We start from the raw sequence: 19829 nt of genomic DNA, 5'->3' as shown, positions 1-19829 counted from the left end.
ATGAATATGAAAAAGATATATTTTGTATTGACTATTTGCAGTATGATGTTTTTAATGTCGTGCTATACGCAAAGAACCGCAGGAAATAGTGGTAAAGTACCTCCGGGGCAAGCGAAAAAACGTACGGGATCGAAATCTGCAAAACCATACGCACCTGGTCAGCAGAAAAAGAACTAAACTTTCCTGTTCTTTTTGAACTGGGAAGGTTTAATACCCGTTTCCAGTTTGAAAATTCGGGTGAAATGGCTTTGATCTGAAAAACCTGTGAGATAAGCAATTTCTGAAAGCGAATAATCGGTTGTTTCTATGTAGGCAATTGCTTTGTTTATGCGAAGTTTCCTGATGTACTCGCCAAATGAAAGGTCATCAAAGTATTTGGAGAACTCTCTGGATACATATGCGGGATTCACATTTAATTCGTTAGAGATCCCGGTTAAGCTTAAAGCAAGATTCGTATCTATCTGATCCTGAATAATTGTTTTCAGCTCTTTTGCCCATGCCGGTACTTTATCTGTACTGCTTTTTTTAAGGAACTTCTGGTATACTTCTATTAATAGCTGCTCTACGGGGCTTTCTGTATGCTTTACATTTTGGAGGTGTGTGGCCCAGGTGTACAGGGCGTCGTAAATTACTATGCCTGCTTTTAAAAGCTCCTGATCGTCTTTAATGTTGTAAGCCATTCCGGCGGCTATTGCCCATAGGCCGGATGCCTGACTTGCCAGGTTATGGCGGTCGGTATCTGCACCTCTAACAATGGGGGCCATTATGGCGAGGGCAGGGTCATCGAGGTTGTATTTTTTTATAAGCGCATCGAAGGTGCACAGGTCGTTTTTATGTGTAAGCTCCACGCCGGGAACGTCAAAAGGTGTGGCGTTTAACGCTGCAGCTTTTTCTATAACCTGATCAAAAGGCACGTAAAAGAAATGAGCGTCTTTATCAATGAAGTTTTTGATTAGCCATGGGCATGCAATCCTGTCTATTTTTGGTCGCTCTCTTGTGATCCAGTTCATATTGTGCGATAATATAGGTAAAGTTACGCAACATGGATTTGTTTTTAATGCCATTTTAATCTGGGGTTGTTATTCTTGTATCAGGTTAATATCATAAATTTTATAACACATGTTACATAATACATTACTGGCGGCATTGGGCACACAAGAGATCCTGGTTATTTTGGTTGTAGTTCTTTTGCTTTTTGGTGGAAAGAAGATCCCGGAATTGATGAGTGGTTTAGGCAAGGGGATAAGGGAATTTAATAATGGAAAGGATGGGGTTGAGGAAAAGGAGGGGAAGGGTGAGGAGAAAGCAACAAAGTAAGAGAAATGAAAAAAATTGCAGGAATGCTTTAGAGCAAACCGGTGTTCTTTAGACGTTGAATAATTAAGGAGACATCAACCGTATCGTGTTCGTTTTTTAAATAAATGTCGGTAAGATATACAGTCTCACTAATTATTAAAACATGGTTATGATTCTGGCACCGCCAGATTTTCCTTTATTTGTTCCAGAAATTGCTAATCTTATTTATACAAATTTTGACCTAGATCAGTTCCTATAATCGGATTCTCTTCTAATTCTTCAATTAAAGCATTTAGGTCTCTTAAAATTCCTTTATGTTTTTTTTGCTATTTGCTTTAATTCTTTTTTAAAATCGGAGGTTAAAACAATCTCGAATGCCATTATTGATCAAGTTCCGCTTCAATCTCCAATATAGCTGCTTTTGCATCTTGAAGTTTAATCTTTCCCTCCTGATGCAATTTGATTTGCTCGAAGGAACGTGCTAGATTGTTGTAAATGTTCTGTTCGGTCTTATTTAACGGCCGTAGAACTTTTTCTGAATTTGAAGCTACGCTGTAATCTAGTCCTAAAGCCTCTAAAACAGCTTTAACTGCTTTTTCAGATTTTTTGTTGTCAATATTTACTGTTAACGTAGTCATAATTCAAATTTACTAAAAGTTGTTCTTAACAATCACAATCTGAGTTTCGCTTTCTGGAGAAAAGAAGATTTTGGCGTATGTTTTAAATCTGTATCGCTCAATAATAACATTTTTGTATCTGTATCCCTTTATTCTTATTCTATAATTTTGTGGAATAAGTTTAACGTTATGGGAGCAACAGAAATAAAAAAAGAGGATATCAAGCTTCGAGAAGTTTATTTGGAAGATTTGAAATCGGTTATAAACCTTTACCAGAATAGTTTAGCGCTTGTTAAACATGCAAATGGTTCTGGTAAGGTGCTTACTTCTGATTTTGGATTACCCATTGGAATTGCAGAAAAGGGCGGCAAAGTGATCGCTTATTCTCGTGTAAATATTGACAGCAAAGGAAAACCAGTTTTCCAGATCCATAGCAATGAAGCATGTGGAACCGATACAGTTTGCGAAAAGCTGAACCGTTTTTCGGAGAAACGTTTTACGGCGATCTGGGGTGCTGATGCAGCGCAAAGTCTATCATCTAATAAGCCAGTTCAAAATGCCATCAACAGGCTAGTTGATTGGCTTAACCACTGCAATTAAGCTTGTTCGTAAACTTGTTTTACACTTGTTCACCAATCAGTGATTTTGGTAAGTAATCCAGTAATCTGTATACCCATCTATTAGAGAATAGCTTAGACCTTTGTGTGAGCATTAATGGAGCAAAAATAAATTGCTCCCGATGAGACACAAAGTTAGCCTGCAATTGTTAAACAATAAACAGGCACAGCTATTTAAAGAATCATAGATGGAAACAACACAAAACAGAACAGCCATTTTCCCGAAAGGAGATAAAGCCCCGGCAGATTATTTCAGCGGAACGGCATGGGTTAATATTTTAGTCCCGAAAGATGAAACGGGACATTATTCGGTTGGGGATGTGGTGTTTGAGCCGGGCTGCAGAAACAACTGGCATACACACCCTGCAGGGCAGATCTTGCTAATAACCGATGGCGAAGGGTATTACCAGGAAAAAGGAAAACCTGCCAGATCGTTGAGTAAAGGCGATGTGGTAGTGATCCCGTCTGATGTAATGCACTGGCATGGCGCAACTGCCGATAAAAGCCTTACACATATTGCGATCAGCAATATCACCGAAAACGGCCCGGTAACCTGGCTGGAACCTGTAACAGACGAAGAATATAACAACGTAAACCAACAACGATAATGGAAAAGTTTGAAGTAAAAGCATATGGCACTCAGTCGGCTGAAGCGCCATTAAAACAATTGAGTATTGACAGGAGGGAGGCAACGGCTAAAGATGTAGAGATTGACATTCTGTTTTGTGGGGTATGCCACTCGGACCTGCACACTGCCAGAAACGACTGGGGAGGGACTGTTTATCCGGCAGTTCCCGGTCATGAAATAGTAGGCAGGGTAACCAAGGTGGGATCTGAAGTAAGCAAATTTAAAGTAGGAGATTTGGCTGCGGTAGGGTGTTTAGTAGACTCGTGCAGAGAATGTGCCAGCTGTAAACAAGACCTGGAGCAATATTGTATTCCTGGCTTTACGGGAACTTATAACGGAAAGGACAAACATTTAGGCGGGCGCACTTTTGGCGGTTACTCTGAAAAAGTTGTGGTTGATGAGCATTTTGTTTTAAAGTTGCCCGAAAACCTTGATCTGGCTGCTGTAGCGCCATTACTATGTGCTGGTATTACGACCTGGTCTCCATTAAGACACTGGAATGTTGGGAAAGACAGCACCGTTGCCGTTGTGGGTTTGGGCGGATTAGGCCATATGGCGATAAAATTGGCTAAAGCACTTGGTGCGCATGTAACATTATTTTCAAGATCGCCCGGAAAAGAAAAAGATGCGCTTGAATTGGGCGCCGATCAGGTTATTATTTCTACAGACCCGGCGCAGATACAGGGTGTAGCAGGAAAATTTGATTTGATTGTTGATACTGTTCCTTATGTGCATAACTTAAATGAGTATGTACCTACACTGAATATAAATGGTACGTTGGTATTGGTAGGGTATCTTGGTGGGCTTGATCCGTTGTTGAACTCTGTACCTATGATTATGGGGAGGAAATCTGTTGCAGGATCGTTAATTGGTGGAATTGCCGAAACACAGGAGATGCTTGATTTCTGTGGGGAACACAATATTGTTTCGGAGATAGAGGTAATTAAGATGCAGGAGATTAATGAAGCGTATGAGCGTATGCTGAAAAGCGATGTGCGGTATCGCTTTGTAATTGATATGGCGTCGTTAAAGAATAATTAGGATTACAAATAAACAGGGCAGTATGCCCTGTTTATTTTAACAGTTAAATACATTCCATTTATGCCCATCAGGGTCTGAAAATCCAAAGCCATAATAACCCGGGCCAAATTCAGCAGGTTCATCAAAGATCTTGCCGCCGCCATTCCTGACTTCAACAGCCCATTTATCGGCTTCTTCTTTATTATCTGCCCAAAGTGTGAAAATCACTTCATTTCCTTTAGACAAATCTGCTACTTCTCCTCTCAACGCATTTTTTAGAGAATCTTGTACAAAGAAATTGATCACAAAATCATCATTGCCAAATAGAAAACTGGTGATTTCATCGGTTTTGTCGTAGCCTTCATTGGGTTTAAAGCCCAAGGCGCTATAAAAATTCCTGGTAGTGGTTACATCTTTTACGCCCAAATTGGCCCAGATTTTTGTTGGTCTCATGGTATCTAGTTTTATAGTGTTGATTAATTGTTTGTTATTGAATAATGTAATTGAACAGTATTGTTGTTCAATTTGTTTACTTCGAGGAGGGAAAGTTTATACTCTGCTTCTTCGATGTCTTTGAGCAATGGCAGGCCGTTGCCAAATAGTACCGGTTCTACAACCAGGATGATTTCATTCACCAGGCCTGCTTTGACAAATGCACTTACGGTTTGCGTACCACCTATAATAACGGCTTCGGTGTGTCCTCTTGCGGCAAGCTGTTCTATGATTTTTTCCGGGCTGTCATCAGTAAAAAGTACATTGGATTGGGCAGGTTCGGCCATGGTATTGTGAGTGAGCACAACCAGTGATCCTTCTTTAATGGGTAGGTAGTCTGGTGCAAGTACATTATAGGTTGTTTTTCCCATGATCACGGCTTGTGTGCGCAGACTGATGGCCATAAAGCCTTCACCGTATTCCTGCGACAACCAGTCGGGTACGTTTCTGTTATTGCTGATCAGGCCATTGGCAGAGGCAGCGAGGTAGATGATTGTTCTCATACTTAGTTGTTTTTGTATATCCAAAGGTAATCTGGAGGAATGGGGTAGAAAACCTGCAAAGACGACTTATTGAGGGGGCGTTTGCGACAGTAGGAGAAAAATTAATATATTTGGAATATGAGAATGACCGTAATGTTATAATATAAATTTTCAAGTCGTAAGGCTAATGTCCCGGAGGGACACTAATTCTTTATTGTCTGAATTTTTATATAAAACATTATGCGCGACATCTTAAATCCACAGCAAATACAATCTTTTATTGCAGATGGCTTTGTCCGTATTGATAACGCTTTTCCTGCCGATCTTGCCGCTGAGGCGAGAAATATCCTTTGGAAAGACATTCCTGCTGATCCTAATGACAGTAGCACATGGGCGAAACCGGTGGTGTGGCTGGGTATGTATACGCAGGCGCCATTTATTAAGGCGGCGAATACCCCTATTCTTCATGCTGCATTCGATCAGCTGGTTGGTAAAGAAAAATGGATACCGTGCATGAGCATGGGAGCTTTTCCAGTTCGTTTCCCATCGGAAGTTGATTCGGATGATACCGGCTGGCACGTAGATGCAGGTTTTTCTGGAGCAGATCCTAATGACTTTTTCGCCGCCCGAATCAATGTATATTCAAAAGGCCGTGGCTTGCTGATGCTGTTTCTATTTTCGGATGTAAGCGAGAGAGATGCGCCGACCAGGATTTTAAAAGGTTCGCATATGGATGTTGCCAGATTGCTGAAACCCGAAGGTGAAGAAGGGCTATCTTTTATGGAACTGGCAAATAGGTTGCCTGAATTACCCAAGAGAGAGGAAGCTTTGGCTGTCGGCAAGGCCGGAACGGTATACCTTTGTCACCCTTTTTTGGTTCATGCGGCGCAAAGACATCGCGGTAGTGTGCCTAAGTTTATGGCGCAGCCACCGTTGTTGCTTAGGAGCGGTTTTGATATCAGTAGTACAGGCCCATGTAGCCTGGTAGAGGAAGCGATAAGAAATGTGTATTTTTAAAAAATAAAATGAAAAGATTCCTTTTAGTAGCCTTATATATGCTGGCAATTAGCCCGGTAGTGTTTTGTCAGTCAAAACAGACCATCGTTCGTTCTGATTTCAAAAAATACTTTGATGAGTGTGGAGTGGAAGGTGGTATAGCAATTTATGATTACAAAAAGCATCAATGGATCCTTTCTGATACCATTAATACAAGGCGGGAAACCTTGCCTGCTTCTACATTCAAAATCATTAATATGCTGATTGCCCTTGAAACAGGAACCATACCGAATGAGAACTATATGGTTAAATGGCCAGGAAAAACCGATACCACAAAATACGGCTACAGACCTGAAATTTATCATGATATAAGTGTAAAGAACGCATTTGAAGTTTCTGCCGGCTGGGCGTTTATAGAGCTTGCAAAAAAGATTGACAGAAGTGTATACAAGAAATACCTTACTCAATGCGGATACGGCAATGCAGGCCTTTCGGAACCTGATGCAGACTTTTGGAACTTTGGTCCCCTTGGTATTTCACCTGTAAGCCAGGTTGAATTTCTTAAAAAACTGTACGATGGGAAACTCCCGTTCTCTAAAAAGAATATGGATATCGTAAAGCGGGTAATGATAAGCGAGCAAAATAAAACTTATACCATCCGCTCCAAAACAGGATGGACGATGGCAGATCAGATCAACACAGGATGGTGGGTTGGTTACGTGGAAAAACAAAATGATGTTTATTTTTTTGCGACAAGATTACTGCAGGATCGAAAAAATAACCGACCTGATTTTTCTGAGTGCCGTAAGAAAATTACCGGGTCGGTGATGAAAGATTTGAAAATCATGTAAAGTTTTTTTGTTTTCTTCTACCTGTTAGGTCTTAGTCAGCCGTATTGGTTATATATGAGGGAATATAAACCTCTTTGTAAGCAATGGAAAAAGACGCTAAGACATTACTTGATAAATACAGAAAGGGACTTTGTACGCCTGCTGAAAAGGCAGTTGTGGAAAGATGGTATTACCAATTGAAAGACGAGGTTCAGCTAAATGAGAGCCGAATTGATGAAGTTGGATATGACATCTAGAACCAGCTGTCTTTGGAAAGTAAAGTACAGCCTCGTAGTTATAAGCTATGGCCGCGTATAGCTGCGGCAGCAGCAATATTTTTGGTTGTTGGCGCCGGGTTGTTCTTTTATACATCCTACTACGCACCCCGCCCTGAAGGTGGCCGTCATCCTGAACTTGTTTCAGGATCTCATGACATTGAGCCCGGCCGTAACACAGCAACTATAACTCTTGCCAACGGTAAAACCATTCAACTTAGCGATGCTAAAACCGGAGTTGTTATAGATGCCGCTAATTTGAAGTATAACGATGGTAGTGCGGTGGAGACGGGCGATGCCCGTCATCTCCTTTGATTAACCAAAGGAGATGACGGCCCCTATTTTTGGGAGCCTCTTTTTTATTTAAAAAGAGATAGAAATGGATTTATTTAAAAGGGAAAGAAATGGGGTTTTTAATAGTGATAAATCTTACCGGTATACCGGTAAAGTTGGGAATTTGGTGAGCTACCATATATTAGATAAAAATGTGGTTAGGATGGTGGGTATGATTACAAAACCGCCTTCTATTAAACAATTGATTTGCAGGCAGGAAATGGCAGTAGTGGTAAAGTTTTTATATCCGTTTACTGAGTTTATTAATGCTGGTTTTATGCTCAAAGCCAGGGCTGCGGTAAAATATCCGTACAATATAGCCCTAAGCTATAATAAAATGAACACCTTAAAAGGCTTGTATCCTGATATTAAAATGGATTATCCTAAAGTAATGGTTTCGCAGGGGAGTTTGCGTGTTGCAGCGAATCCGACGGTTGAGATGGTGCCGGAAGGGTTAAGATTTAGGTGGACGGTATTGCCGGAAATGGTATTAGCTGAGAAAAGCCAAAGGGTGATGATACTGGTTTATTTCCCTGACCTGGAAATTGGCCTTTACAGTATTGATGGTGCAAAGCGAAGTGAGGGAAAGGAGCTATTTGTTTTACCTTTAGAACTGAGGTTAGCGAGAATGGAAACTTATATTTCATTTATGGCCACACCGGGTTGCGATGTGGCCAACAGTGTGTATGTAGGCGGTTTAAATTAAGGTTTGGGGAAATCTGCACCAACGGTGGTTTCTTCCCATGCATCAAAATCATGTGCCAGTTCTTCGATTTTTTTACGGGCATTTTTTAATGCTGCGGCACCTAATAATAAGCGTAATGGAGGGTTTTCGGTCTCTACTACTTTAATGATGGCCTGAGCGGCGCGTACCGGGTCGCCGGGTTGGTTGCCATTGTAAGCCCTGATGTTGTCTTTATTCGCACCTGCGGTTGTTTTGTAATCTTCAATTTCGTTTTGTACTTCGTTGGCCGAACGCCCGGCCCAATCTGTACGGAAGCCGCTTGGTGCTACAATGGTTACTTTTATGCCAAGGGGGGCGGTTTCTTTTGCCAGTGATTCGGAAAACCCATCAACAGCAAATTTAGTTGCATTGTAATAAGCTAATGCTGGAAAGGCCATTAAGCCTCCGATTGAAGCGATATTGATGATGTGGCCACTCCGTTGTTTTCTCATATGGGGCAGCACTGCTTTTGTCATGTTGGCCAGCCCGAAGAAGTTGATATCGAACATTCTTCTGGTTTCGTGCTCGTCGCTGGCTTCTACTGAACCAAAGTAGCCAATGCCGGCATTGTTTACCAATACATCAACCCGTCCGAATATTTCGGTTAGTTGCTTTACGGCATCAGTAATATGATCTTGCCTGGTTACATCAAGCGTTATAGCTATTGAGGTTTCCGGGTATTGTTTAACGATATCTTCTACGTCGGCAATGTTACGGGCAGCAACTCCAGCTTTGTAGCCAAGTTCGAGTACTTGTTTTGCTAATTCCCGGCCAAAGCCTGTTGAACAGCCTGTTATGAGCCATACTTTTTCCATAATATGTGTTTTATAATTTTATATCTAAATAACAGTATAAGCGGAAGATGGTTGTCAGTATTTGATCATTTTAAATGATTGCAGAAATTTTAAATGACATGTTTAAAACCGATCTTTTTTAGCATTTTAGTGGAATTTCAAAATAGAAGTTAAAATGAGTAATAATTTGATTGATCACCCCGGGGTGATTACGGGATTTGCAGTTGTTGTTGTTGTGATGCTGCTTTTAGATTTGGGTGTATTTAATAAAAAAGTACATGCTGTAAGTAGTAAAGAAGCCGCTATATGGTCTGTGGTATGGATAAGCTTATCCATGATATTTAGTGGGGTAATTTACCTGACTTCGGGTTTTGAAAAGTTTACACAATTTCAATCGGCCTATTGGATAGAAAAGGCGCTATCGGTTGATAATCTTTTTGTGTTTATTCTGGTGTTCGGGTTTTTTAATGTGCCTAAGGAATTGCACCATAAAGTGTTGTTTTGGGGAATTATTGGGGCATTGGTGTTTCGCGCCATTTTCATATTTGCAGGTGTTGGGTTGATTAATTTAACTTATTTGCCTGAAATGACGGTGTTTGGCGAACTGATACGCATTAATGTTGTTTTACTGATTTTTGGGTTGTTTCTTATTTATGCCGGTATTAAATCTGGCCTGGCAAATGATCATGATGATGAGGACAAAGATTTTAGCAAAAGCCCTGGCGCCCGCCTGATTTACAAGTTCTTTAAAGTGAGTAAGGAGTTTGATGGTGCCAAGTTTTTTACGGTACAAAATGGTGTAAGACTGGCTACTCCTTTATTGGTTGTTGTAGCGGTTATTGAATTTACAGATCTATTGTTTGCAGTAGATTCTATTCCTGCAATTTTTGCCATTGCACCTGATGATCCGCTAATTTTATATACGTCTAATATTTTCGCTATTCTTGGATTGAGGGCTTTGTATTTTCTGCTGGCTAACTTTATTTATATGTTTAGTTTGCTGAAATATGGTTTGGCGGTTATACTGGCGTTTATTGGGGTTAAAATGGTGATTGCACCTTTTTATCATATTTCATCGCCGTTGTCGTTGTCTATTGTTGGAGGCGTTTTGGTGTTGAGTGTAGTGGCTTCGCTGGTGTTTTCGCCTAAGAAGGGGGTTGAGGGGTAAGAGGTAAGTTGGCATAATCAAGGGATCTCTCCTGGAGTCTCGTTAAATAAGAAAGCCTGGTCATTTGACCAGGCTTTCTTATTTAACGAGACTAGTATTTAAACTAGTGAGGTACTTAGACTAGTGAGATACTAGTATAAAGTAAATTCAACTCTACGGTTTTTCTGACGACCATCAGCAGTTTTGTTAGATGCGATAGGTTGGTTTGGACCGTAACCTGTTGCTTCGATACGTGAAGCGTTTGCACCTTGTGATACCAAATAAGTTTTGATAGCTTCTGCTCTGTCTTTAGATAAACGTAAGTTTAACGCCATTGAACCAGTGTTATCTGTGTGACCAGCTAATTTCAAGCTAAAGTCTTTAGCTACTAGTAATTCAGCTACTTTATTTAAAGTTGCATATGAAGTAGAACGTATAGTTGATTTACCTAAATCGAACTCTAAGTTTTTGATTGCTTCGTCAACAACTCTACGGTCAGCCTCAGTAACAATTACTTTTTCTTTGATGATCTGAGCAGGAGCTTTTAATGGACATCCAGCACCATCTACCACTGTGTTTGCAGGAGTGCCAGCACATTTGTCGAATTTGTTAGCTACACCATCTCCATCATCATCACCTAATTGAGCTTCTAATGCTTCTTTGTCTCTTCTTGCGTTTTCTTCAGCAGTTGATAATGCTCTTCTTAATTCTGCACTTTCAGCAGCACTTTCTTCGCGGATAGCAGCGATAGGGCTGAAGTTTTGTAATTGAGAAGTTCCTTTTCTGCCTAAAGCAATCTCGATACCTGCGTGAGCATATGAGAATCTGTCGTTAGCACCAGCTGTTACCCCATCAAAGTTATTTGATTTCATGAAGCTAACTGTGTAGCCTAAATCGATGTTAACACCTTTTGATACGCCCAATTTGAAACCTGCTCCAATTGGAACAAACCAATTTTGATCATATCCTGTGCTTGCACCGCCCGGATGATCGGTTGTTGCTGCAGATGACATGTAACCCGCACCAATTGTTGCATATGGTGAAAGGAAATTACGTTTTTGGTTTAAGCTCATGTTGGCGATAGTAAAGTTACCACTAACAGCTGCCGACCAGTCGATTCTAGATTCGAAAGTTGATTTAGTACCGGCAATAACGTTGGCACCTTTAACTTTACCTGCAAGGAAATCGGCCTGGATACCAAATCCCGGTACTATTTGTTTTTTGATGTAACCACCGTAACCCCAAGATTCGTAAGGAGTATTGAAGTTTCCATTAGTTCTGTTATTGAAAGGGGTATAATGCGTTAACATACCACCGTTAAGTCCTACAGACCAGGTGCGGAAATATTTCTTAGCGAATTTTTCCGACGATTGAGAGTCAGCCTCCTGTGCAAATAATTGCGCTGATAGACCCACCATGGATAATATCATTGCTGCTTTTGTAATTTTTGATTTCATGTTTTTTATAAATTAGATATTTGAGTTCTCTTCAGTTTCATTTTAATACTGAATGATTATCTGCTTGTAATAATCCTGCCAAAGCCAGTTTTATCTAATTTTAAATTTGAATGTGCTAATAATCAGTAGATTAGTTTTGCTTTCAATTTATACCAAAAAAAGGAAACGAACGTTTAAACGTAAAGATTTTTGTATAGTATTTAATACAGTTTGTGCCCGAACGGATATTTTATAACTCGAAAGTTTCACCTTTTTCAGGTAAATTAACTTTGTAGCCAAGTGCTGTTAATGCTTCGCCAAGCATGTTCATGCTTTTTATTTCTCCGTGAACCAGAAATACTGATTTAAGTTTTTCGGAATCTTGCTGCTTAACGGTATTAACCAGGTCGTTATGATCGCCATGACCGCTTAACAGATCTGTTTTTTGTATGGTGGCGTAAACCATGAGATCGCGGTTCCTTAAGCGGACAATTGGATCGCCCCGTAATAACCTGTCGCCAAGTGTTCCTTTGGCGCAATAGCCGATAAATAGGATGGTGCAATAATAATTTTGTATATTATAATAAAGGTGATCCTGAATACGGCCACCCTCCAGCATCCCGGCAGACGAGATGATAATACATGGTTCGTGATAATTGGAGACCGACTGGCTCTCGCGCTTATCATGTACGTAAGAGAGTTCCTCAAATTCAAATTCATCGCCTTGTTTGCGATAGAAGTCTTGAGATTCCTGGTTTAACAGGTGGTGATGTTTTCTGTAAATATCTGTTGCAATGGTAGCAAGTGGACTATCGACGAATATTTTTACGGGTGGGAGCAGTCCGCTGCTAAAGATTTTGTTTAGGGAATATACCAATGCCTGTGTACGACCGATGCTAAAAGCGGGAATGATTAGCCTGCCCGGGTATTTAACGCATGATTCGTTTATGGTTTCTATTAACTTTTCTTGCAGGGTTACATCGGTACTGTGCAACCGGCCACCATAGGTGGATTCGGATACTAGATAATCGACCTGTGGTAGTGGTTCCGGATCCACTAAAACCGGGTAGTTGGTACGGCCTATATCGCCGGTAAAGGCAATCTTTTTCTCTACGCCTTTATCTTGAAGGGTTAAAACTATTGCTGCAGCGCCTAATAAGTGCCCAACGGGGATAAAGGTTAATGAGACATTGTCATTTAAACGGAACTCTTTGTGGAAGGCTATGGTAACAAACCTGTCCATGGTGTCGTTTACGTGTTTTTGGAGATATAAGGGCTGAGGTCCTGATCTGCCGCCTCTTCGGCCTTTAGGGCGTCTGTTTTGCTTGCCAATAAATACATTTACGGAATCGTGTAAAAGTAATTCGGTTAAATCGGCTGTTGGTGGTGTGCTTAGGATTTGCCCTTCGAAACCCAACCGAACCAGTGTTGGCAGGTTACCGGAATGGTCTATATGGGCATGGGTTAGGATAACTACATCTATAGAAGCCGGATCGAAAGGGAAGTATTGGTTTTCTTCCTGAAAGGTTTCTTTTTCATAGTCGAGCCCACAATCAATTAATATATTATAATTTTCTAATTGTAAAAGATGCATGCTTCCGGTTACCTGTTTAGCTGCTCCCCAAATGGTCAATTTCATAGTTTTTGGTTATCCTAATTAGGGCAAGATATCATTTTAACAGTTAAGCGTAAACTAAAATTAGAATTTACCTTTTTGCAGCCACTGTACCCAATTGGTTATCTGGTAATTATATTTTAATACTGTTGATGATTGATTGGAGTTAATTATTTTCCAACTGGTAAGTTCGTTTATGAATGTTGGTGGCACCAGCCCGGAGTTGATGGCTGCTTGTGTATAAAACGCTTGCTTTTCTGGATGGTGGGCTGTGCAGGCATTGAATGTGTACCCGAAACTTTCTGTTTCTATGATATGGGTGCTGATGCCAACGCAATCTGTTAAATGAATTAGATTTATTGGGGATTGCCCATTTGGGGAATTTATTTTGCCTGCGAAGAACTTGCCCGGATCGCGACCAGGGCCAATGAGTCCACCGAACCTGAGTATAGTTGTTTTGAAAGATGGATGGTTTTTGAGGATGGTCTCGGCTTGTTTCATTGCTTTACCGGATGGGGTATCGGGATCTGGTTCATCAGTTTCTGATAATTCGGTATTACGATCGCCATATACTGAGGTGGAGCTTATAAATAGTATGTTTTTGACACTGTTGTCTGCTGCCTTGCAGATTTCGGCTATTTTATCTGGAAAGCTGGCCTGCTCAGCGCTGCTTCTTTTAGGCGGGATACAGATGACTAATGTGTGGCTATTAAAGAATGCAGGGTTGTAGTTTATGCTTGGTTCGTTAAAACTGACTAAATATGGTTCTATTCCTTCTGTTTGAAGGGTTGGTAGTTTATTGGCACTGGTTGTTGATCCTTTTACGTTGTAGCCATTGGCGAGTAGGTGTTTTGCTAATGCCAGGCCGTACCAGCCACATCCTAGTATGCTGATTGTTTTTTGCATGTTTATATATTTTAATTTAAAGCTGCCGTCGCTACCTTAAAGCTTTCGTCATCTCGACGATAGGAGAGATCTATTGAATTGACATAACCAGGAGATCTCTCCTATCGTCGAGATGACGGGGAGGGTGCAGTATGAAAAGACATTGTTTTATACGAAAAAAGCCTGATCAGGATTTATGATACAGGCTCTTTTTTGATTGAAAGAGGATTATTAAAGAACTTTTACATTCTGAGCCTCCGGGCCTTTTTTTCCGTCGTTCAATTCGAATTCTACACTGTCACCTTCATTTAGCTCTCTGAATGAATCTCCTGCTATTGCAGAAAAATGTACGAAAATATCTTTTCCTCCATCTTCTGGAGTTATAAATCCAAATCCTTTTGCAGAATTAAACCATTTAACTTTTCCTGTTGTACGCATAGTATTAATGTTATTTCGATGTGAAAGTAATCAATTGAATATTAAAATCAAAATGTTGCATTTGGAGTTGCTTTGTTGAATTTTTGAAACTTAAAAGTTCAACTTTTGTTATATGTAATGACTTAAATGAACTTTTATGGCTGCTAAAATGAAAAAGAAGGCTGATCTGAAACTGAAGAAAAATAATTTGGATGATGATAATTTAGGATTGGATGCTGACCATTCGTCGGACCCACCATCATTAATGACAAGATTAGACGACGATAATGACCGGATTTCAGGAAATAGGGACGGAGAAAATGATGCTGAGGAAAATTATAGTAGCGTAGTTTACAGTCCGTTAGATGATAAATAACGTTTTTGGCACCATTTTCTCTAGATATGGGTAGTAAACTAAATTTTATAGTCATGAAATATTTATTTTCAATAGTAATAGCAGGGACAATGTTATTATCGGCGTGCTCGAATAACAATGAAAAAGAACAAGCCCTAATTAAGCAACAGGCAATTGCCGCAGTAAAAGACAGCTTGAAACTAGATAGCTTTAAAAAAGCAGAAGTGAAGAAAAAAGAGGATGCAAAAATTGCTGCTCAGGTGAAAGAAGAAAAAAGAACTTTACTATTAGCTGAAAGAAATGAAGCTGCTTCTCAATCTTCCGGAAACCGAAATTATGAAGAGCCGGCTGCTTCCAAGAAAAAAGGATGGAGTGAAGCTGCTAAAGGTACTGCAATTGGTGCCGGAGCAGGAGCACTTGGCGGAGCGCTAATTGACAAGAAAAAAGGAAGAGGTGCCATTATTGGTGGTGTTGTTGGTGCGGGTGCAGGATATTTAATAGGAAGGGATAAAGACAGAAAATCTGGAAGAGTACAACCTAAAAATTAATACAGGTTAAGATTTTACTATCTTTTAAAAAAAACGGCTGTTATTTATATAACAGCCGTTTTTTTTTGTTTAAATTTTCGTGGTATTTATTTTTAATTAAGGACTGTGGAATATATTCTACAATAAGGGTGTTTTTGATTTAATTTATACTGTGTACACAAAAGTGTGTAATAAGTGTGAAACTTATATTTAGTGTGTATACAGCCGAAAAACACCAATAAAGGCTGATTTTACTGTGAAAAATTATTGCTGGCTTGATTTTTTCAATTAGGTAATTAAAAACAGTAAAAAAAATGAGGCTTAACATCGGTTTATTAGTATTAATTTTCATCTCTTTGAGCAGTTGCACAAAAAATTCGACATTTAGCAATCCTGAAATCGCTATAAGTAATGAAGGAATACTGAGAATTGAATGTGAGAACTGTGATGTGAACTATCACATTAATAACAAGGATTTTAATGTTAGTGTTTCTAACGGAAGTAATGATATCCCATTTTATTATACGAGTGACTTTAAATTAAAAACAGAAGTAGTATCAAACGAAGATCAAAATATAAGAGTACTGGTTATTGATTCTTTTGGACGTGTGGTTTCAAATGAATTGAACACAAGAGGAAAAGGGGAAGTTAGTAAAATGGAGTTTGCTATTAAAACAAAGTAATAAGGATTAAAGTGTAGAAATTGGAAAGTGATTGAGATAATTAACTAAAGATTTTAAGAAAGGAGACAAGATTATGGAAAGTAATACAACAAATAGAAAACAGATACTGGTTGTTGATGATGAGCTAAGTATTCTTAGACTATTAACATTTATATTGTCTGCCGACTATGATCTTGTGATTAAGAAGAGTGGTATAGAGGCAATAAGCTGGTTAGAGGAAGGGAATGATCCTAATTTAATTATATCTGATTTGATGATGCCTTATTTTGATGGCAGCACATTGATTAGAAATCTGAAAATTAGCGGCCTTTACAGAGATACTCCCGTTATTTTATTATCGGGTGCAGAAGATTTAGAAGATAAAGTGAAAAATATGCCTTTTAAAATAGATAGCTACCTTGAAAAACCATTTAATCCTGTTATTTTAAAATCGAAAATAGCGCAACTAATAAACTAAAATCAAATAACTGAAGCCAAACCAACTAAAATATGACATCCCCAACCATTGAATTTCATAAAGTAAGTGCCAAAATCGTGTATTTTGGTAAGCTACTGAAAGAAGTGATATCTGAAGAACTTGATGGCGATATCACTTACCTTGAAGATCCTGCTGATTTTAAAAGGTATTTAGACAATCAATCTTTTTTGAGCGTGCCTGATATTGTATTGATAGAGGTTGATGAAAACAATCAGTGTTTTGATCAGGTAAAATACATAAAAAAGAACCCTTTATTGCAAGGACTTATCATTGTATTGCTTGGTGTTAAAGAAGATAAAGCTTGGAGGAAAAAAGCACTGGAGCTGAAAGTTAACGACTACTATACTTATCCTTTTCCATATGAAGATTTCTGCGAACGCATGAACTTTTTGGTGAAGTTTAAGCTGATTAAGCCAAAGTTGATGGACATTGCCCAGCAAATGGAAGTGGAATATAAGATTCCAAGAACCAAAAGGGTATTTGACATAGTTGCATCGGGATTTGCTTTATTGTGCTTGCTGCCCTTGTTTGTAATTGTGGCAATACTGGTAAGACTTGAATCTAAAGGCAAAATTATATACAAGAGCAAAAGGGTTGGCGCCGGATATAAAATCTTTGATTTTTACAAGTTCAGATCTATGAGAAGCGATGCTGATAAAATGCTTGCATCGATGGCTAACCTTAACCAATATGCTAATTCTGAGGAGAATAAAGATAATAAATCGGCCTTTGTGAAATTTAAAAATGATCCTAGAATAACCAGGGTTGGATCGTTCTTAAGAAAAACAAGTATTGATGAGTTACCTCAGTTGATAAATGTGCTAATTGGCGATATGTCATTAGTAGGTAACAGACCGTTGCCATTGTATGAAGCTGAACAATTGACTACAAACGAATGGTCGACCAGATTCCTGGGCCCTGCCGGATTAACCGGATTATGGCAAATCAGTAAAAGAGGTCAGGATGATATGTCGGAACGTGAGCGTAAGGAGCTGGATAATTATTATGCTTCGAATTATTCGATTTTCCTTGATATGAAAATAATACTTAAAACTATACCTGCATTGATCCAAAAGGAGAATGTTTAAACCCTTCTATTTTTTTAAATCATCTAATATTAACAACAAAATATAAAATTAAATGAAAAATCTATCAAAATTCACTTTAATTGTCCTGATGTTTCTAAGTCTGGATAGTTTTTCACAAGAGTCAATAATTGGCGAAATTAAATATTCTGATCTTGAAAAGTACATTGATCTGGCGGTACAAAACTATCCCAGGTTAAAGATTACTGACATAAATGTTGAAAAAGCGAAAACAGACATTTCAATGAACGCAATATCATATCTTGACATATTTAATGCTTCATACTTTTACAGACCGAATAATAAGACAGCTATTGATGTAATTAACCCTTATGCGGTAAACGGTTTCCAATTTAGTGTTAATTTGAATCTTGGGAACTTCCTTCAAAAACCTTTAGCAGGAAAAAAAGCCAAGGCAGATTATAAAATTGCAAAACTAGAGGCAGAAGATTTCAGATTAACACTTGCCACAGAAGTAAAGAAAAGATATTATGCGTACATTCAACAAATTAACCAATTGAAAATTTATACCCAAAGTGTACAGGATAATCAAAACGTAGCCGACAATTTAAAAAACAAGTTTGAAAAGGGCGAAGTAGCTTTAGATACTTATAATCAATCGAGAATAAATCTTACAATTGCCAGTACCTCTAAAATTCAAACTGAAGTTAACTTGTTAAGTGCAAAAGATGCATTGGAAGAGATAATAGGAATGAAATTATCAGAGGTTAAATAAGATATATTTACATAGTTATAAATGGACATAAAAGCATTTTTACGACTTCTAGGCAAGTACAAATGGGTTTTGATATTAGTACCCTTAGTAATTGGAGTGATTACTTATTTTCTGGTAAAGAACCTTCCCAGACAATACAGTTCTGAGGCCCAGATTGCTACTGGTTTAATTGATCAATCTAAACAGGTGGTAGTTAACTCTAACCAGAATTCGGATATTTTTAAGATCAACCAGCAGTTTTCGAACATCATTGAGCGGATGAAAATGAGGCGGATCATGAGTATCCTTTCTTATAACCTGATACTTCATGATCTGGAAAGTCCGAAAGCTTCGTTCAGGCCTTACAGCAAACAGGTATCGGGATTGGGACAAGCCGGCATTGATGAAGTGGTAAGGCTTTACAGAGAACGTCTGCTGAACAAGCAGGTGATTACCATTAGTGATAACGCTGGTAAATACCCTCTGTATGACATCATCAGCTCTATGGGCTATGATAATGAAAGCATTAACAATAACTTAAAAGTATACCGCCCTGACAACAGTGATTTTGTAAACGTATACTATGTTTCGGAGAACCCGTTGTTATCTACATTCGTGGTGAACACGCTGTCGACTGATTTTATTAACAATTACGGTCAGGATGTTAATATGAACCAAAATAACTCTATCGAGCTTTTGGATTCATTGATGAAGAAAAAAGAGGCTGCCATGAACCAGAAGAATGCGGCTTTGAAATCGTTTAAGATGAAGAATGGTGTGCTAAACCTGGACAAGCAGTCGGAAATGGTTTATGCACAGATCTCACAAAATGAAGAACGTAAAGCGCAGGCGATAAGGGATATTCAGGCAAACCAGAGAGCGATAGCAGATATTGATGCGAGGCTAAGAGGAGAGATAGATAATGTAAGTTCGGGAAATTCTACAGCGGACAACAGGACGATCATAAATCTTAAAAACCAATTGAAATCTGCGAACAGTGCCTATATTGATGGTAATTTTAAAGCAGCAGATAAAAACAGAATAGATTCTTTGACCAGGTTGATAGACCGCGTAAGTTCAAAGATATCTGATGAGAATGTGACCAATCCGCAGGCTTCAAGACAAGGACTGATTGAAAGGAAATTAGCACTTGAAACGACTGTTAGCCAAGCCAAAGGAAGCTTAAGGTCTATTGACAATGAGCTGTCTGTTTTGAAGGCCAAATACAATACCATGGTTCCTTTTGATGCAGGGATTCAGAATTATGAACGTGATGCGGAACTGGCTACCAAAGATTACATGAACTCTTTGGATACCTATAACCAAAACAGGACTGGGCAGAATGTTGCCTTGAAACTGCAATTGGCACAGTTAGGATTGCC

Annotated in this window: 27 protein-coding genes; 18 read left to right on the top strand and 9 right to left on the bottom strand. The window is 39.0% G+C overall.

Translation table 11 applies throughout. The annotated features are described in order from the left end of the window. The first annotated feature begins 6 nt into the window (after nucleotides 1-6). A complete protein-coding gene (locus AC1DDK_RS08725) occupies nucleotides 7-177 on the top strand; it encodes a hypothetical protein (protein ID WP_172663255.1) in 171 nt (56 codons plus the stop codon). Here the strand turns inward: AC1DDK_RS08725 and AC1DDK_RS08720 are convergent. Beyond that, nucleotides 174-1010 (bottom strand): chromate resistance protein ChrB domain-containing protein, encoded by an 837-nt coding sequence (locus tag AC1DDK_RS08720; RefSeq protein WP_337714854.1) that lies wholly within the window; start codon nucleotides 1008-1010, stop codon nucleotides 174-176. The two genes, AC1DDK_RS08725 and AC1DDK_RS08720, sit on opposite strands and share 4 nt — an antisense overlap. A gap of 109 nt (nucleotides 1011-1119) precedes the next feature. Here AC1DDK_RS08720 and tatA point away from each other — a divergent pair, with 109 nt between their 5' ends. Next, complete coding sequence (tatA, locus tag AC1DDK_RS08715) at nucleotides 1120-1317, top strand: twin-arginine translocase TatA/TatE family subunit (RefSeq protein ID WP_172663253.1); 198 nt, start codon at nucleotides 1120-1122, stop codon at nucleotides 1315-1317. Nucleotides 1318-1676: 359 nt separating this feature from the next. Here tatA and AC1DDK_RS08710 read toward each other — a convergent pair whose 3' ends face one another. After that, nucleotides 1677-1934: a hypothetical protein gene (locus AC1DDK_RS08710; RefSeq protein WP_288884207.1), complete on the bottom strand. Its 258-nt coding sequence runs from the start codon at nucleotides 1932-1934 to the stop codon at nucleotides 1677-1679. 168 nt (nucleotides 1935-2102) lie between these two features. Here AC1DDK_RS08710 and AC1DDK_RS08705 point away from each other — a divergent pair, with 168 nt between their 5' ends. The 3 genes from AC1DDK_RS08705 (at nucleotide 2103) to AC1DDK_RS08695 (ending at nucleotide 4199) form a co-directional block, all read left to right on the top strand. Then, nucleotides 2103-2513 (top strand): hypothetical protein, encoded by a 411-nt coding sequence (locus tag AC1DDK_RS08705; protein ID WP_172663250.1) that lies wholly within the window; start codon nucleotides 2103-2105, stop codon nucleotides 2511-2513. Nucleotides 2514-2718: 205 nt separating this feature from the next. After that, nucleotides 2719-3138 carry a (R)-mandelonitrile lyase gene (locus AC1DDK_RS08700; protein ID WP_288884209.1) on the top strand — a complete coding sequence of 140 codons (420 nt, stop codon included), beginning with the start codon at nucleotides 2719-2721 and terminating at the stop codon, nucleotides 3136-3138. Beyond that, entirely contained in the window at nucleotides 3138-4199 is a 1062-nt protein-coding gene (locus AC1DDK_RS08695) for an NAD(P)-dependent alcohol dehydrogenase (protein WP_337714852.1), read from the top strand. Before AC1DDK_RS08700 ends, AC1DDK_RS08695 begins: the two co-directional genes overlap by 1 nt. Nucleotides 4200-4235: 36 nt before the next feature. On the opposite strand, the gene AC1DDK_RS08690 is transcribed toward AC1DDK_RS08695, so the two are convergent. Together AC1DDK_RS08690 and AC1DDK_RS08685 are read right to left on the bottom strand one after the other, a co-directional pair. Then, complete coding sequence (locus AC1DDK_RS08690) at nucleotides 4236-4631, bottom strand: VOC family protein (RefSeq protein ID WP_172663247.1); 396 nt, start codon at nucleotides 4629-4631, stop codon at nucleotides 4236-4238. Between the two features lie 23 nt (nucleotides 4632-4654). Further along, nucleotides 4655-5173 carry a dihydrofolate reductase family protein gene (locus AC1DDK_RS08685; protein ID WP_172663246.1) on the bottom strand — a complete coding sequence of 173 codons (519 nt, stop codon included), beginning with the start codon at nucleotides 5171-5173 and terminating at the stop codon, nucleotides 4655-4657. Nucleotides 5174-5392: 219 nt separating this feature from the next. On the opposite strand from AC1DDK_RS08685, the gene AC1DDK_RS08680 reads away from it, so the two are divergent. The 5 genes from AC1DDK_RS08680 to AC1DDK_RS08660 all read left to right on the top strand — a co-directional run bounded on the left by AC1DDK_RS08680 (nucleotide 5393) and on the right by AC1DDK_RS08660 (nucleotide 8292). Then, complete coding sequence (locus AC1DDK_RS08680; RefSeq protein WP_337714850.1) at nucleotides 5393-6169, top strand: phytanoyl-CoA dioxygenase family protein; 777 nt, start codon at nucleotides 5393-5395, stop codon at nucleotides 6167-6169. Nucleotides 6170-6207: 38 nt separating this feature from the next. Beyond that, nucleotides 6208-6999 (top strand): penicillin-binding transpeptidase domain-containing protein, encoded by a 792-nt coding sequence (locus AC1DDK_RS08675; RefSeq protein ID WP_430709540.1) that lies wholly within the window; start codon nucleotides 6208-6210, stop codon nucleotides 6997-6999. A gap of 83 nt (nucleotides 7000-7082) precedes the next feature. Beyond that, the gene (locus AC1DDK_RS08670) at nucleotides 7083-7235 is read left to right on the top strand and encodes a hypothetical protein (RefSeq protein ID WP_172663243.1); all 153 of its coding nucleotides are present in this window, start codon (nucleotides 7083-7085) and stop codon (nucleotides 7233-7235) included. A gap of 12 nt (nucleotides 7236-7247) precedes the next feature. Continuing rightward, entirely contained in the window at nucleotides 7248-7568 is a 321-nt protein-coding gene (locus tag AC1DDK_RS08665) for a hypothetical protein (RefSeq protein ID WP_172663242.1), read from the top strand. A gap of 64 nt (nucleotides 7569-7632) precedes the next feature. Beyond that, nucleotides 7633-8292, top strand: a complete 660-nt coding sequence (locus AC1DDK_RS08660) for a DUF6266 family protein (protein ID WP_337714845.1) — start codon at nucleotides 7633-7635, stop codon at nucleotides 8290-8292. On the opposite strand, the gene AC1DDK_RS08655 is transcribed toward AC1DDK_RS08660, so the two are convergent. Next, a complete protein-coding gene (locus AC1DDK_RS08655; RefSeq protein ID WP_172663240.1) occupies nucleotides 8289-9125 on the bottom strand; it encodes an oxidoreductase in 837 nt (278 codons plus the stop codon). The genes AC1DDK_RS08660 and AC1DDK_RS08655 overlap by 4 nt on opposite strands. Nucleotides 9126-9279: 154 nt before the next feature. Between AC1DDK_RS08655 and AC1DDK_RS08650 the strand changes: the two genes are divergently transcribed. Beyond that, a complete protein-coding gene (locus tag AC1DDK_RS08650; protein WP_172663239.1) occupies nucleotides 9280-10272 on the top strand; it encodes a TerC/Alx family metal homeostasis membrane protein in 993 nt (330 codons plus the stop codon). 131 nt (nucleotides 10273-10403) lie between these two features. Here AC1DDK_RS08650 and AC1DDK_RS08645 read toward each other — a convergent pair whose 3' ends face one another. The 4 genes from AC1DDK_RS08645 to AC1DDK_RS08630 form a co-directional block, all read right to left on the bottom strand. Next, nucleotides 10404-11708 (bottom strand): OmpA family protein, encoded by a 1305-nt coding sequence (locus AC1DDK_RS08645; RefSeq protein WP_172663238.1) that lies wholly within the window; start codon nucleotides 11706-11708, stop codon nucleotides 10404-10406. 229 nt (nucleotides 11709-11937) lie between these two features. Further along, nucleotides 11938-13326, bottom strand: coding sequence for an MBL fold metallo-hydrolase (locus tag AC1DDK_RS08640; protein WP_288884215.1), 1389 nt, complete (start codon nucleotides 13324-13326; stop codon nucleotides 11938-11940). A gap of 60 nt (nucleotides 13327-13386) precedes the next feature. Then, nucleotides 13387-14208 carry an NAD-dependent epimerase/dehydratase family protein gene (locus tag AC1DDK_RS08635; protein WP_288884217.1) on the bottom strand — a complete coding sequence of 274 codons (822 nt, stop codon included), beginning with the start codon at nucleotides 14206-14208 and terminating at the stop codon, nucleotides 13387-13389. 210 nt (nucleotides 14209-14418) lie between these two features. After that, a complete protein-coding gene (locus tag AC1DDK_RS08630; RefSeq protein WP_108204027.1) occupies nucleotides 14419-14625 on the bottom strand; it encodes a cold-shock protein in 207 nt (68 codons plus the stop codon). 136 nt (nucleotides 14626-14761) lie between these two features. Here AC1DDK_RS08630 and AC1DDK_RS08625 point away from each other — a divergent pair, with 136 nt between their 5' ends. The 7 genes from AC1DDK_RS08625 to AC1DDK_RS08595 form a co-directional block, all read left to right on the top strand. Beyond that, entirely contained in the window at nucleotides 14762-14980 is a 219-nt protein-coding gene (locus AC1DDK_RS08625; RefSeq protein ID WP_337714843.1) for a hypothetical protein, read from the top strand. A 53-nt stretch (nucleotides 14981-15033) separates the two neighbouring features. Continuing rightward, nucleotides 15034-15507, top strand: coding sequence for a YMGG-like glycine zipper-containing protein (locus tag AC1DDK_RS08620; protein ID WP_172663234.1), 474 nt, complete (start codon nucleotides 15034-15036; stop codon nucleotides 15505-15507). Nucleotides 15508-15800: 293 nt separating this feature from the next. After that, nucleotides 15801-16169: a hypothetical protein gene (locus tag AC1DDK_RS08615; RefSeq protein ID WP_337714841.1), complete on the top strand. Its 369-nt coding sequence runs from the start codon at nucleotides 15801-15803 to the stop codon at nucleotides 16167-16169. A 73-nt stretch (nucleotides 16170-16242) separates the two neighbouring features. Next, a complete protein-coding gene (locus AC1DDK_RS08610) occupies nucleotides 16243-16626 on the top strand; it encodes a response regulator (RefSeq protein ID WP_337714839.1) in 384 nt (127 codons plus the stop codon). Between the two features lie 32 nt (nucleotides 16627-16658). Further along, a complete protein-coding gene (locus AC1DDK_RS08605; RefSeq protein ID WP_172663231.1) occupies nucleotides 16659-17735 on the top strand; it encodes a sugar transferase in 1077 nt (358 codons plus the stop codon). 52 nt (nucleotides 17736-17787) lie between these two features. Continuing rightward, nucleotides 17788-18468, top strand: coding sequence for a TolC family protein (locus AC1DDK_RS08600; RefSeq protein ID WP_172663230.1), 681 nt, complete (start codon nucleotides 17788-17790; stop codon nucleotides 18466-18468). Nucleotides 18469-18489: 21 nt separating this feature from the next. Then, nucleotides 18490-19829: Wzz/FepE/Etk N-terminal domain-containing protein (locus AC1DDK_RS08595; RefSeq protein WP_477633872.1), on the top strand; the 1340-nt coding region annotated here is incomplete at its 3' end.

Source organism: Pedobacter sp. 05T44 (genome assembly GCF_056395985.1).
Note: the sequence above shows the minus strand (reverse complement) of the source record. Positions and strands in the feature narration are given on the sequence as shown.